The sequence below is a fragment of the Pseudomonas lini genome (assembly GCF_001042905.1).
GTDB lineage: Bacteria > Pseudomonadota > Gammaproteobacteria > Pseudomonadales > Pseudomonadaceae > Aquipseudomonas > Aquipseudomonas lini.
On record NZ_JYLB01000004.1, the window covers coordinates 501,825 to 515,949 of the forward strand.

The window sequence follows — 14,125 nt, forward strand, 5'->3', positions numbered from 1 at the left end:
ATCCGGCAGTAAAAAAGTCGGTGAAATAGGCTCCTGGTGGCAGGGTGCGACAGGGATCGTCAAGCAGAAAGAAGCCGATCAATACACCTCTACCCGCCAGTCGGGCAGCCAGATCGCGTCGCTGGGCGGCAATATCAGCCTCACGGCGGGTGACCATTACACCCAGACCGCCAGCCAGTTAGTCACGCCTCAGGGTGATATCGGCATCACCGCCAAGCATGTCGATATCGAGGCCGGTTTCGACACCATGGAATCCACCAAAACGGCCAGTACCATCCGTACGGCCATCGGCGGAACGGTGAGCATTCCGCTGCTTGACGCGTTGCGTGGCATTCAGCAGATGGGCGAAGCGGCGCAGAAAACCAATGACGGGCGAATGCTTGCACTGGCAGCCGTGAACGCAGCCATGAGTGCAAAGCAGGCTATGGATGCCGGTCAGGCATTGATGGAGAGCCCGAAAACCGGGATCAAGATTAGCGTCAATCTCAGTGACAGCCGCAGTCATAGTGAAAGCAGCCAAAGCGGTCGCAATGTAGTGGGCAGCGATGTAGTGGCGGGCGGTAACGTCAAGGTCGTTGCCACTGGTGATGGTGCGAACAGCGATATCAACGTAGTCGGCAGCCGGATCGAGGGCGGCGGCGATGTCAGCTTGAAGGCTGACGGTGAAATTAACCTGCTGTCGGCGCAAAACACGGCGCATCAGGAAAGTACCAACAGCAACAGCGGCTGGAGTGCCGGGATCGGGATCGGCTTTGGTGGGGCGCAAAACGGCATCTCGTTCGAGCTGGCGGCCAATGCGGGACGCGGTAATGCTGATGGCGACGACGTCACTCAGACCAACACCCATATCAAGGGCGGTAAAAGCGTCAACCTGGAAAGTGGTGGGGATACCAACATCAAAGGTGGGGTCGTCTCCGCTGACCTGGTGAAGGTCAAGGTGGGCGGCGATCTGAACATCGAGAGCCTGCAGGACACCAGCACCTACACCTCTAAACAATCGAGCGCGAACGTCGGCGTCAGTATCTGTGTTCCGCCGATCTGTGCTGGCATGAGCAGTATCAGTGGCGGCGTGTCTTCGCAGAATATGCACAGCGAGTACGCCAGTGTCAGCGAGCAATCGGGCATCAAGGCGGGTAATGGCGGATTTCAGGTAGAGGTCACCGGCAATACCGACCTCAAGGGAGCGGTCATCGCCAGTACCGACAAAGCGGTAGCCGATGGAAAAAACACCCTGAGCACCGGAACACTCACCAGCTCCGACATCAAGAACAAGGCTGAGTACGACGCCACCAGCATCAACTTGAGCGGCGGTTACGGCGGCAAAATAGGCCTTGATGGCAAAGGCAATGCCAGCGCGACAGCTAATCCAAATGGGCCTAACGCACCGAGAAAAGGTGGGGTGAGCGCTAACACTCCTGTCGTGTTGTATGCCGGTGACAGTTCCAGCAGCATCACCCACAGCGGAATCAGCGGCGCAGCGGTCACCATCACCAATACGGTCAAGCAGCAGGAGTTGACCGGTCAGACGGCAGAGCAGGCAATTGCCGCGATCAATACCGATGTCTCCAGCGATCGTGATGGCAGTAACAAACTCAAACCGATCTTTGATGCACAAGAAATCGGTGTGGATTTTGAGATTGTTGGCAAGTTCGTGCAGAACGTTTCTCAGTACATTGAGAGTCGTGCGCGAGAAATCGACCAGATGAAGGAGCAGGCCAATAAGGAAAAGGCTGCTGCTAATAATGAGACGTTGCCTATCGCGGAGCGGATAGCCCACCACGAGAACTACCTGCAGCTCAATCAGCAGATCAAGGAGGTCGGCGATAACTGGGGAGCCGGCGGCACTTACCGGCAAATCGCAACAGCCCTGGTCGCCGGTATCAGCGGAAATGTGGCCGGCAGCGGCGCCCAGTTCGCGCAGAACATGGTGGTCAATTACGTCCAGCAACAAGGCTCGGCGTATATCGGCGAACTGGTTAAAAAGGGTCTGAAGGAAGGTAGCCCTGAGCACGCAGCCCTGCATGCAATTCTCGGTTGTGCTGGCGCTGCCGCCAGTAACCAGAGCTGCTCGGCCGGCGCTTTGGGTGGTTCTGCCGCCAGTGTGCTCGCCGGTCTGTTCGCCGATTCCGATCCGAACGAAACCGCAGTAGAGCGAGAAGCCAAACGCAACATCATCACCAGCCTGGTGGCCGGTATTGCGGCCATGAGCAACCCGAACGGCGCGGCGACTGCCAACAACGCGGCTACCGCGAACGTTGATAACAACTGGTTGGCGACGCAGCAGTACGTTCAGGCAAAGAAAGAAATTGATGCTGAACCTAATTTGCTCAAGAAATTGGCGATCGCTACAAAGTGGCAGATCACTTCTCTACGGCAGGATGTATTGACTGGTTCGGGGGTCCTCAAAGGCTTCACGGACGGGATGGCTGGAGCGGGTTTAGGAACCTTGGATAGCGCAGTCACGTTCTTGACCGACCCAGTTCAGAGTTGGGAAGCCGTCAAGGAGTTTGCATCTTCCGATGAGGCCAAGGCGCTGTTGGGTGACGCAATAGCCGCTGCGTTCAAGTCCCAAATTGACCAGATTGGAAAGGCGATCGTCGAAGGCGGCGACGCCAACGCAGAAAATCTTGGCAATCAAATGGGGCAGGCGCTGGCGCTTGTAGTACAGCTCATGATTGGCGGGGGGAGCAGTTCCGCCAACAGCGCGCTGACTCTTTCGAGAATGGGGATCGACGTTTCGGTCAACACCGTCAAAAAAATCGGCGCGTCGGTTGATATCAACGTCGTCAAAACTAAGATCAACAAGCTGCAAGATCTGATGCCGGATTCGGATGTGCCGATATATGTCCCGCCTCCAATCACGGCTGAAACGTTAAGCCGAGATATTGTTAAGAAGATTTTGTCAATCGAAAAAGGCTCGCGACCTCTTCCTGATACATATCTTTCTCAAGCGTATAGAGATATGCACGCTAAAATGTTTGACGAAGGTGTTGTTCGTGTTCAGCCCTCCGCACCTACCGGGACCATTGGTAGGACTGAAACTAGGGTATTGCCTAAGAGTGTTGCGCAAGATGCGATATCGCGCGCAAACGGGGATGTCTCGAAGTTAGAACAATATCTGGGGCTTGATAAAGGGTATCTTGGTAACAATCCGGTCTTGGTGAATATTACAAAAGTCGATGGATATCGCATTCCATCAGGTAATGAGTTTGGTGCAAACGATTTTTGGAGACCCGGTGGATTTACTAGTCCTGGAGGTTTGCCAGAAGCTGTGATAAATCCTGTGCAGCCAGGAGGCTACACCGTTTCTAATGTTTTTCGGTAAAGGTGGGATATGGACAAGAAAATTTTTCAGTTCAGTGACATGGAGATATGGGCTCGCGGGGATCGATTTTTCGTACGATACGATGCCGGATCACATCAGGTTGCTATGCGCGAGGATGAAATATCAGAGCAGGAAGCCCGGGAAGCTTCGCTGAGTACCGAAGCCGCGACGAAAATGTTGGTCGCTTTACAAAAGCGGTTGATACAGGCTGGTATTGATCCTTATGTGTCGAATATGAAGTAGGTTTGATACGGGAAGTTGTTCTGGTTGGTAAATGGCATTGATTTACTTGAATGCACTGTATGAAAACGGGCGACCTTCAGGTCGCCCGTTTTCATTTCACTCCGCAGCCTGCGCCCGCAGCCGTCTGCCAATTACATCCATCAAATCACAACCATCCCGCAACGGTATGGCCAGCAGTTTTGAAAAGTCGGAAAGCACCACCGTGTCGCAACCGATCTCGGCGCGAAAGGCGATGTTTTCCAGTACCTGAGTGACGGTGCGGATTCGGTAGTCGGCCATGGCTTGCAGGACGTCGAGTGGGGCTTGTGTGTCGATGAGCAGGGAAGCCGGGATCAGGTCGATTCCGGTGAGGGGCATGTATCTATCCATGGATGGAGTCTCTTGTCATTGATAAGGACTCTCTGTGGTCGGGTCGCCAAACCCGGTCGCCTTTTGGGCGACGGGCTGACTATAAGCTTCATCATTCCAGCGGTGCAAGGTGCCAGATTCCGAGGTTGATGTAGGGCATTTGCCGCAGTTGTAGTCAGTCAACCGGACGCAACCTACAGAACACCATATAACCTTCTGGGAGCGAGCTTGATCGCGATAGCGGTGTATCAGTCGACATCAATGTTGAATGTCAGTCAGTCATCGCGGGCAAGCCCGCTCCCACAGGGGATTTGTGGTGTTGGCGGATGTTGTGTTCAATCCGAGCCAAAACCCGCGATGGCTGCGGCCTATCCCCCATGACAGCAACTACCCGGCGCCTTGTCCTCATACCGATCGTGATGTCTCACCCAATCCATGATCTCCTCTTCATTACGGCCCTTGGGCGTGAGGTCGAGGTAGTTGTAGGCGCCGACCAGTAGGTCCAGGCCCCTCGCATAGGTGGAATAGGTGTGGAAAATCTCCCCCGCTTCATTTCGATAAAACACGCTGAGCCCAGGGAGTTCTTCTTCGGCGCCGTCGGATTTTTCGTAGTTGTAGGTAGCTTTTCCGGCGGCGACATCTTCGGCTCGGGCTGAGACGCCAAAGTCATAGTTGAAATCGCAGCCTTCGGACGAGACCCAGTCGAATTTCCAGCCCATGCGCTGTTTGAAGGATTGGAACTCGGCGAACGGTGCGTGGGAAACCGCGACCACGGCTACGTCGTGGTGAGCCAGGTGTTGGTTGGCGCCATCGATGTGGTCGGACAGGAACGAGCAACCCGGGCAGCCTTCGTCCCAACCAGCGGCGAACATGAAGTGATAGATGATCAATTGGCTGCGACCGCCGAACAGGTCGGCCAGGCTCAGTTCGCCTTTAGGGCCCTGGAACCGGTAGGGTTTGTCGATTTTCACCCAGGGCAGGGCGCGGCGTTCGGCACTGAGTTTGTCTCGTTCCTTGGTGAAGGCTTTTTCGTGGGCCAGGTGTTGTTTGCGGGCGGCGAGCCATTCTTCTCGGGACACGACCGGATGATTCTGAATGTTCATGGTGATTTCTCCTGCATGCTGTGGCGAAAGTCGATCCGCGCAGAGGGGTAAACCGTCTTACATAGCCTAGTCGTTTGGCCTGTGCCCTATTCGACATACCGCCGGTCGGTAGGGCGAAATAACCAGGCTGAACGGCCGCCCTCCCTGTCGGTCACAACCTATGAAGGCCATTTCACTCACGGGCTCTGGAGGTTGATCAGGATGACGACTTATAACTGGGATTTGATTGAACGCTTGCTGCATGAAGTGCAGAACGGCGCCGGCCACAGTTTCACCCCGCGGCCCTACGCCGAGCAGTATGCGGCGGCAAAAGCCAACGCGGGCGAGCCATTTGAGAACCTGGATCACCTGAAAACGGTGGCTGGTGAGTACGAAAAGTTACTGTTGCTGCGGGATTACATCGAGCCTCGTCCGGAGGACCAGGGTGGCAATGGCGAGAATTACATTTTGACGCCTCGGGGCTCGAGATTGTTGAGCCTGATCGATAGCAGCATTCCGGGTAATGAGCATCCGCGGCAGGTGCTGGATGAGCAGGAGGATGCGCTGGAGGAATTGACGTTTGATGAAGTGGCGTCGAAGGCGCAGATTGCCTGAAGATCACGTGTATTTCATGTGGGAGCGGGCTTGCTCGCGAATGCGGTGTGACAGTCGACATGGATTATGAATGTTAAACCGCATTCGCGAGCAAGCCCGCTCCCACATTGGATTGTGGTGGTCCGTTTAATCCTGCCGCGCCGCCTTCAGGCATTTCAAATCAGTGAAATCCTTGCGCACGCCTTCAATCTTCTTCAACAACTGTTGACGCTGAGCCGGCGTGCTCTCGGCCATCACGTCCACCAGCAACGCCCGAGCCTGGGCTTCGGTGTTGGCGTAGGCCTCGCGGTAAGCCGGCGTCCACAAACTCTCGCGATTCACCAGAAGTGTCTCGATTCGCTGTGGGAATTCTGGACTCTGTCGTTGCGTGACTGCCGCGCTGAATTGCTGCTGCCAATGGGCGCGGTTGGCAATCCATTGTTTGTTCTGATCACCCAAGGCATTTGACCAGGCCATTACTCGTTGCTGTTGGGTTGGGCTGAGCGGGCCGAGCCAGTCATTCAGGCGTTTCTCCATGCGTTTGCTCCGCTCTTTGATCTGTTGCTCCAGAGACGGTTTGAGGTAGGCCTCCTGGCGTTTGCGCTGGTCCTTGGCGAAGGCGTCGTTCATTTCCGCGACTTGCTTGTCATCAAGGCCCTGCAACAGCTCGATGGCCGACGGAGTGATTTCCCGGGCGGTTTCGGCGATGGCCTGTTTGGCTTCCTGGGTGCGGGTTTGCAGTGCGGTGTCGGTGATCTGGTTGGCCTCGACCATGGTTTGTAAACGATCCAGCCAATCGAGGTAGCCGGGCAATTGTGTCGTGCAATGCCAGCTCAGGTGTTCTTTGAGGCGCTCGTTGAACCAGTCTTTTTGCTCGTGATTCATCTCCAGGTATTCGTTGAGCGTCCAGGGAATGATCGCGTCGAGGTTGCGGTAGGCCAGGCCCACACGGCTGCACGCGGCGACGGTGAGGCTGAGGGTGATGATGACGCCGATCTGTTTCCACCAGTGCGACATGGCGAGTCCTTGCGAAGACCTGGTTTCTTAAGGGGTTCTCTTGTGTGATCGCGGGATGAGCCCGGCAGTTCAGCCGATTAATAGAAGCTGTGCGCAGCCTTGAGCGTCACCAGGCCGTCGCACTGGCTATTGTGGCCGGAATAAGCGGAGCAATCACTGCCGCTCAAGCTTGAATCACTGTAGATCAAGTCCAGATCGATGCCCATGAACGGCCGGGACAATTTCACTGACCAGTCGGTAAAACTGCCTACATACCCATCGTCGACGGATACCGGTGTGTTGAGTTGGTGGGTGGTGTATTTCAGGCTGATCCCGATGCCGAACGGCTGATTGCCACTGAGGTCGGCGAAGAGGGTGCTGTTCTGTTTGTCCGGGTCGTTGCTGAAGGCCGCGCCGAACCGACTGCCCAACAGGGTCAGACCGCCGAACAGCTCTTGGCTGTCGAGGGTGTCCGCTTTCGGGTAGCTGTAATGGATCATGCCCACTTCGTAGCCGAGGGAGTGATCGAAAGGCTGTTTAAAGCCCATGTAGGAATCGACTTCGAGATTGCTTGAGGGGCTCAGTCCCATGCTGGGGGACCATTGACCTACGTAGAAGCCGCTGTCATGGCTCAGGTCCAGGCCGCCGTGGAACGAGCCGGTCGTCGAGGGCTTGACCAGACCTTGGGCCATGCTGCGACTGGGGGTGGTGGCGAGCTTGAGATCGAAGTCGCCCAGTTCGCGCTGAAAGACTTGCGCTTGGGCGACCGAATACCACAGCAGGCTGCCGAGCAGGAAAAGAGAGGGCTTGAACATGCGTCACTCCATGAACAGCGAGGAGCAGGTACTGAAAACCTGCTGAAACGCTTGATCCAGACACGTGCAAGCATACCGACGAATGTTCGGCATCGAGGGCCGTTCGTCGATTTTTGAAATATTGATTTGTTTTATGGGGTATTGCGGAAGGGTTCCAGTCCAAGCGCTTCGAAGCTCAAAGCGCTTAGGGACCAGTTAACGCGGGGAAAATTACTTCTTGCCCAGCGTGATCTGCTTGGACGGGCCGAACGTCTGGCCGCTGACGCCTTTGGCAATTTGCTGGATCTCTCCGCCGGACTTGAGGAACGCAGCGATCTGGTTGTTGATCGATTCGCTGGTTTCAACGGCTGGAGCTGGCTTTGCTTTGCTGTTGGATGCTTTTACACGCATGGCGGCCATTAACCTGTAGAAATTAACTTGGCCAGGCATCGTACAGGAAATACTTGACAATTGCTTGGTAAATATCCTCCCGAAATACACCTTGGAGAAGCGCAATTTATCGCAAGTTATTATTCGCAATGTTCCCCTAAGCCGCTGTTTTAACTAAGAACCCAAGTGAAGAAAAAGCGCTTTTCGGATAGCCAGACCAAGCTGTAGGGCACCCTAATGGCCTGACGAGCGGCCAAATGCACACCGCAAAACCCAGGAAAATTAAGCCCTTCCATGGATTTTCTTGCGCCACCGGGCCGGCCGCCGAACGCGGCCCGCAAAACCGGGTAGAATGCCGCCCACGCAATGAGGGTATTGGACATGGCTTTAGTCGGGCGCTACAACAGTTTGCAAGTGGTTAAACACACTAACTTCGGTTTATATCTGGACGGTGGCGCGGATGGTGAAATCCTCCTGCCTAATCGTTATATCCCTAAAGATATTCCCAGCGAAGATGAAGATTGGCTCAACGTTTTTATTTATCTGGACAGCGATGACAAACTTATCGCTACGACCGAAAAGCCGAAAGTTCAGGTCGGTGAATTCGCCAGTTTGAAAGTCGTTGAAGTCAACAGCATCGGCGTGTTCCTGGATTGGGGTTTGCCGAAGGATTTGCTGCTGCCGTATTCCGAAGAAAAGCGCCAGATGACGGCCGGCGAGTATGTCGTGGTGCACGTCTACCTCGACAAACACACGCGACGCATCACCGCGACGGCGCGTCTGGACCGCTACCTGGACAAGACTCCGGCCAATTACACCCCGGGTCAGGAAGTTGATTTGCTGGTGGCCGAAGCGACCGATATGGGCTTCAAGGCAATCATCAACAACAAGCACTGGGGCCTGATCCACAAGAACGAAATCTTCAAGTTCATGCGCGCCGGTAAAGAAGAGAAGGGCTTTATCAAAGAAGTCCGCGCCGACGGCAAGATCAGCCTGAGCCTGCAACCGGTGGGCGAAGAAGCCGCCACCAGTCTGAACTCGAAGATCCTTGCCAAGTTGCGCGACAACAACGGCACCCTGCCAGTCAGCGACAAAAGCGACCCGACGCTGATCAGCAGCATGTTCGGCGTCAGCAAGGGCAACTTCAAAAAGGCCATCGGTGCGTTGTACAAGAACGGCCAGATCGTCATTCACGCTGATCGTATCGAACTCAGCTGACCTTACGCCGGCCCCTGTAGGAGCTGCCGCAGGCTGCGATCTTTTGACTGTAAAAGACAAGATCGCAGCCTGCGGCAGCTCCTACAATATGTGTCGGGCGCAAACTCCCGGGCTCACCACAAATCCTATATGGCAGCGAGCCTGTTCGCGATTGACTGTGCTGCAGTCACCCATGTCTTTGTATACATAACGTCCTGCACCGTTTGCAGGCGCTGACGCCCTGTTCATGGGCATTACCATCCCCTCTACTTCTTAAAGCCTTTCCTCTGAACAGAGTTGAAAGCCCGATTTGTCGCATCTTTCGAACGTATGGCACGCATTCTGCGTAGCAACTCGTATACAAACCATGCCAGCTCCCGTACGCAGTGTGGTCGCCACATCAATCTCGGGGGCCGCGCCTGTACTTTCGAGGAGCCCTGCGATGACCGAGCAATTGCCCAACGGCTACAGCCCACGCCTGTATAACCAGGACCTGGGGCCGCTGCCGCAGAAATGGAATTGGTACAACATCTTTGCCTTCTGGATGAGTGACGTGCACAGCGTCGGCGGCTATGTGTTCGCCGCCAGTTTGTTTGCACTTGGGCTGGCCAGTTGGCAGGTGTTGATTGCCTTGCTGGGCGGGATTTGCATCGTGCAGTTGATCGCCAACCTGGTGGCCAAGCCAAGTCAGCAAGCCGCGGTGCCATACCCGGTGATCTGCCGCCTGGCGTTCGGGGTGTTCGGGGCGAATATTCCTGCAGTCATCCGCGGCCTGATCGCGGTGGCCTGGTACGGAATTCAGACGTACTTGGCGTCTAGTGCCTTGATCATCGTCGTGCTGCGGTTTTTTCCTTCAATGGCGGCCTATGCCGAACCGCACTTTGCCGGTTTGTCCTACCTCGGCTGGTTCGGTTTCCTCAGCCTGTGGTTCGTCCAGGCGCTGGTGTTCTGGACTGGCATGGAGTCGATCCGCCGCTTCATCGACTGGGCTGGCCCGGTAGTCTACGGCGTGATGTTCCTGCTTGCCGGCTGGATCGTCTGGCAGGCCGGCTGGAGCAACATCAGCTTCACCTTGGCGGAAAAATCCCTGTCTGGCTGGGAAGCTTTCGGTCAAGTGATCGTGGCAACGGCGTTGGTGGTGTCGTACTTTTCCGGTCCGACCCTGAACTTCGGCGATTTCAGTCGCTATTGCCGCAGCATGAACGACGTGCGGCGTGGCAATTTCTGGGGCTTGCCGGTGAATTTTCTGGCGTTCTCACTGGTGACCGTGGTGATCGTTTCCGGCACCTTGCCGGTATTCGGTGAAATGCTTCACGACCCGATCGCCACCGTGGCGCGCATCGACAACAGTGTAGCGGTGCTGCTCGGCGCCTTTGCTTTCGTCACGGCGACCATTGGCATCAACATCGTCGCCAATTTCGTGTCCCCGGCGTTCGACTTCGCCAACGTCGCCCCGAGCAAAATCAGCTGGCGTGCCGGCGGCATGATCGCCGCCGTGGCTTCGATCTTCATCACCCCGTGGAACCTGTTCAACAACCCCGAAGTGATTCACTACACCCTCGACGTGCTGGCGGCGTTCATCGGGCCGCTGTTCGGGATTCTGCTGGTGGATTACTACCTGATCAAAAAACAGCAGATCGACGTCGATGCACTGTTTAACGACGGCCCGAGCGGACGTTATTACTACAGCGGCGGGATCAACTGGACGGCGGTCAAGGCGTTGATTCCGGCCACCCTGATGGGCGTAGCGATCACGTTCATTCCAGTCCTGCAGCCGATGGCCAATTTTGCCTGGTTCACCGGCTGCTTCCTTGGCGGCGTCCTGTACTTCGCTCTGGCCAAGCGCGAGCAGGCACAGCAGTCGGCGACGCTGGTCATAGCGGGATGACGCAAGCGGCGATTTAAAGGTCTTTTGCAGACACTTTTTTCTGTCCATCTGGTTAATAATCGACGGCATAATTTTTCGCCCCGGCACTCTGCTCAGCCAGAAGGTCGGGGCTTGGCTTTTACTGTCGAGTCACTGCCATGGATTGTGTTGTCGAGGTGTTCCGGTGAGTGCCACCCGGCGTAGCGCCGATGGATTTGCCCTGCAGGTGATGGTCGGGCTGTGCCTGATCTGGGGCGTGCAGCAGGTGATGATCAAGTGGGCCGCGCCCGACATCGCGCCGGTCATGCAGGCGGCGGGACGGTCGGGTATTTCCGCGTTGCTCGTAGGATTGTTGATCTGCTGGAAGGGCGGTTGGGATCAAGTCGGTAATACTTGGCGCGGCGGCTTGCTGGCGGGTGCGTTGTTTGGCCTGGAGTTCTTCTTCATTTCCGAAGGCTTGCAACTGACCACGGCGGCGCACATGTCGGTGTTCCTCTACACCGCGCCGATTTTTACCGCGTTGGGCGTGCATTGGCTGCTGCCGAGTGAGCGTTTAAGACCGGTGCAGTGGCTGGGGATTTTTCTCGCCTTCATCGGCATTGCCATTGCGTTTGCCGGTGGCGTGTCGTGGGACAACCTCGACCACCGCATGTTGATGGGCGATGCGTTGGGCGTGCTGGCCGGCGCGTCATGGGGCGCGACCACCGTGGTGGTGCGCGCCTCACGTCTGTCGGAAGCGCCGGTGACCCTGACGCTGTTTTATCAACTGATTGTCGGCTTCGTCGGCCTGCTGTTGATCGCGATCCTCAGCGGTCAGGTCACCCATGTCAGCCTGACCACAGTTGCCGTGGCCAGCGTGCTGTTCCAGGGGTTGGTGGTGTCGTTCTTCAGTTACCTGACCTGGTTCTGGTTGCTGCGCCGTTATCTGGCGGCGAACCTGGCGGTGTTTTCGTTCATGACGCCATTGTTCGGCGTCACGTTCGGTGTGGTGCTGTTGGGCGAAGAACTGAGCCTCAACTTTGTGATCGGCGCGGTGCTGGTTCTGCTCGGGATCACTTTTGTGAGCGCAGAACAGTGGGTCCGCCGTCGTTTGCGCAAAGCACTTGGGCAACCCTGACCGGGCGCAGCAACAGGCCTCCTGCGATGAGCAAACCGCTGCCGGCGATCAGCAGCGCGGGTTGCAATCCACCGCTGAAATGACTGCTCAGCGCGGCCAGCAACGGCCCGCTGAGCTGACCCACGGCGAAGCACGCGGTCAGCAGCCCGGCGTTGCGCTGGGTGGCATGGGGCGCCAGTTCTCGGGAGCGCTGCATCACCAGTTGCATGCAGGCCAGGAACGGTCCGCCACACAGGATCACCCCCAGCGCCAAGCCGGCACCGCTGCCTAACAGGCAAGCAAACACCCCGGCGGCTTGCAACCACAACGTTGCCATCAGCCAATGGCGAGTGGTATTCGGGTTGTGCCGACGCAGGCTCACCAACACGACTCCGATTGCTGCCGCCAGGCCGAAGCATGGCCAGAACAGATCGGCTTGCCATTGCCCATGGAACTGCGCGCTAGCCATCTGTGAGAGGAAAGTGGCGGGGATGATGTAGCCCAAACCGTACAACCCATAGATCACCGGTAAACGTCCGACACCTTGGGCACCCGATGTGACGGCAGACGGTGTCGCCGTAGAAGGGATGGCCGGCTGCGGCAGGAACGGCAGAATCCCCAGCAGCATCACCAGCCCGACACCGGCGTACACCAGCCACAAGGTTGCGGATGTCTGACCCAGCAGGTTCGAGCCCAAGGCTAACAATCCCGTCAGAAAAATCCCCAGACCCGGCCCGGCAAAGACCAGTGCGCCGAGCCGCGGACGACCGACCTCCGCTGCCAGCGGTTGACTCAATGCGGTAATCATCACCAACACCCAGGCGCTGGCCACGCCCGTGCCGAAACGCAGCACCAGATGCGACCAGAACCCGTCTGCCCAGAACGAGGCCAGGGTCAGCAGCACACAAAGCCACAAACCACCGAGCAGGCGTCGACGAACCTGCTCGGGGCGACGGGCGAACATCGCGTCCACCGCGCCGACGAAGTAACCGAGATAGTTGGCGGCGGCAATCAGACCGGCGGCGGTCAGGTCGATCTGGCCTTCACTGAGCAAGTGCGGCAGTTGCGGGGTCAGGGCGAAACGCCCGATGCCCATGGCCATCATCAGGGCGATGAAGCTGGCGGTTAAGCGAATCAGAGGGGACATGGTCTGAGTTCCGTTTCGAGGATCAATGACCGTCAGGCTAGGACTGATTGACTTTCTTTAAAAATGAATAATAGTGAGAAACTTGTTCTGATTTGGAGAATGGCGTGGAATTCAGCCAATTGAGGATCTTCCAGGCGGTGGCGGAGGAGGGCTCCATTACCCGCGCTGCTGAACGCCTGCATCGCGTGCCGTCCAACCTGTCGACCCGGCTCAAGCAGCTCGAAGAGCAACTCGGTGTCGAACTGTTCGTGCGCGAGCGTCAGCGTTTGCAGTTATCACCTGCGGGAAAAGTCCTGCTGGACTACACCGCCAAGCTGTTCGCCTTACACGACGAAGCCCACGCGGCGGTGCAGGGCGGGCAACCGGCCGGGGATTTCGTGCTCGGCACCATGTACAGCACCGCTGCGATTCACCTGCCGGAGCTGTTGGCGCGTTATCACCGCAGCTATCCGGCGGTAAACCTGCAGGTGCAATCGGGGCCCAGCGGCGAATTGCTCGAAGGTCTACTCACCGGGCGCCTTGATGCGGCGCTGGTGGACGGCCCTCTGGAATTGGCCGGGCTCGACGGCGTGCCGTTGTGCGACGAACGGCTGGTGTTGATCAGCGAAGCCGATCATCCGCCAGTACGCAGCGCGCTGGATGTCGAAGGGCGTTCGGTGTTCACGTTTCGGCAGGGCTGTTCCTACCGGATGCGTCTGGAAGCCTGGTTTGCCCATGACCATGCAGCCATGGGCCGCGCGATGGAGATCGAGTCTTATCCGGGAATGCTGGCCTGCGTGATTGCCGGCTCCGGCGTGGCGCTGATGTCGGAGTCGATGCTCGCCAGCCTGCCGGGGCGCGAAAGCGTAGCGGTTCACCCGTTGGCCGAGCCGTTCGCCAGCGCGACCACCTGGCTGATGTGGCGCAAAGGTATGGTCGGCGCCAATCTGAATGCGTGGATCGAGCAGCAGCAGGCGGTGTATCCGTCGGCAGCGATTCAGGCCCAGGCATTTGCTTGAACGGGCGTGCAAGGATTTGGATCAATTCAGTAACAGATCATTGCGATG

Annotated in this window: 12 protein-coding genes and 1 pseudogene; 7 read left to right on the forward strand and 6 right to left on the reverse strand. The window is 57.0% G+C overall.

What is annotated here, in order from left to right:
* Window positions 1-73 precede the first annotated feature (73 nt).
* Window positions 74-3,325 (forward strand): annotated as a pseudogene (locus TU81_RS14410) (hemagglutinin repeat-containing protein); the annotation flags it as partial.
* Between the two features lie 9 nt (window positions 3,326-3,334).
* Complete coding sequence (locus TU81_RS14415) at window positions 3,335-3,568, forward strand: hypothetical protein (RefSeq protein ID WP_038982023.1); 234 nt, start codon at window positions 3,335-3,337, stop codon at window positions 3,566-3,568.
* Between the two features lie 96 nt (window positions 3,569-3,664).
* Here TU81_RS14415 and TU81_RS14420 read toward each other — a convergent pair whose 3' ends face one another.
* Together TU81_RS14420 and TU81_RS14425 are read right to left on the reverse strand one after the other, a co-directional pair.
* Window positions 3,665-3,937 carry a hypothetical protein gene (locus tag TU81_RS14420; RefSeq protein ID WP_008076699.1) on the reverse strand — a complete coding sequence of 91 codons (273 nt, stop codon included), beginning with the start codon at window positions 3,935-3,937 and terminating at the stop codon, window positions 3,665-3,667.
* 347 nt (window positions 3,938-4,284) lie between these two features.
* Window positions 4,285-5,019: a DUF899 domain-containing protein gene (locus TU81_RS14425; protein WP_038982024.1), complete on the reverse strand. Its 735-nt coding sequence runs from the start codon at window positions 5,017-5,019 to the stop codon at window positions 4,285-4,287.
* 201 nt (window positions 5,020-5,220) lie between these two features.
* On the opposite strand from TU81_RS14425, the gene TU81_RS14430 reads away from it, so the two are divergent.
* Window positions 5,221-5,613, forward strand: a complete 393-nt coding sequence (locus tag TU81_RS14430) for a hypothetical protein (RefSeq protein ID WP_038982025.1) — start codon at window positions 5,221-5,223, stop codon at window positions 5,611-5,613.
* Between the two features lie 126 nt (window positions 5,614-5,739).
* Here the strand turns inward: TU81_RS14430 and TU81_RS14435 are convergent, their stop codons facing one another.
* The 3 genes from TU81_RS14435 to TU81_RS14445 form a co-directional block, all read right to left on the reverse strand.
* On the reverse strand, window positions 5,740-6,609 hold the full coding sequence (locus tag TU81_RS14435; protein ID WP_048395729.1) for a DUF6279 family lipoprotein: 870 nt from the start codon (window positions 6,607-6,609) through the stop codon (window positions 5,740-5,742).
* Window positions 6,610-6,686: 77 nt separating this feature from the next.
* The gene (locus tag TU81_RS14440; RefSeq protein WP_038982027.1) at window positions 6,687-7,403 is read right to left on the reverse strand and encodes a TorF family putative porin; all 717 of its coding nucleotides are present in this window, start codon (window positions 7,401-7,403) and stop codon (window positions 6,687-6,689) included.
* Between the two features lie 210 nt (window positions 7,404-7,613).
* On the reverse strand, window positions 7,614-7,802 hold the full coding sequence (locus TU81_RS14445; RefSeq protein ID WP_017337097.1) for a hypothetical protein: 189 nt from the start codon (window positions 7,800-7,802) through the stop codon (window positions 7,614-7,616).
* Between the two features lie 351 nt (window positions 7,803-8,153).
* Here TU81_RS14445 and TU81_RS14450 point away from each other — a divergent pair, with 351 nt between their 5' ends.
* The 3 genes from TU81_RS14450 to TU81_RS14460 all read left to right on the forward strand — a co-directional run bounded on the left by TU81_RS14450 (window position 8,154) and on the right by TU81_RS14460 (window position 11,953).
* Window positions 8,154-8,990 (forward strand): CvfB family protein, encoded by an 837-nt coding sequence (locus TU81_RS14450; protein ID WP_030131899.1) that lies wholly within the window; start codon window positions 8,154-8,156, stop codon window positions 8,988-8,990.
* A gap of 421 nt (window positions 8,991-9,411) precedes the next feature.
* Entirely contained in the window at window positions 9,412-10,857 is a 1,446-nt protein-coding gene (locus TU81_RS14455; RefSeq protein WP_038982028.1) for an NCS1 family nucleobase:cation symporter-1, read from the forward strand.
* A 163-nt stretch (window positions 10,858-11,020) separates the two neighbouring features.
* Complete coding sequence (locus tag TU81_RS14460) at window positions 11,021-11,953, forward strand: DMT family transporter (RefSeq protein WP_038982029.1); 933 nt, start codon at window positions 11,021-11,023, stop codon at window positions 11,951-11,953.
* Here TU81_RS14460 and TU81_RS14465 read toward each other — a convergent pair.
* Complete coding sequence (locus TU81_RS14465) at window positions 11,889-13,079, reverse strand: MFS transporter (RefSeq protein WP_048395730.1); 1,191 nt, start codon at window positions 13,077-13,079, stop codon at window positions 11,889-11,891. The genes TU81_RS14460 and TU81_RS14465 overlap by 65 nt on opposite strands.
* Window positions 13,080-13,183: 104 nt before the next feature.
* Between TU81_RS14465 and ptrR the strand changes: the two genes are divergently transcribed.
* A complete protein-coding gene (gene ptrR / locus TU81_RS14470; RefSeq protein ID WP_048395732.1) occupies window positions 13,184-14,077 on the forward strand; it encodes a putrescine utilization regulator PtrR in 894 nt (297 codons plus the stop codon).
* Window positions 14,078-14,125: the final 48 nt, after the last annotated feature.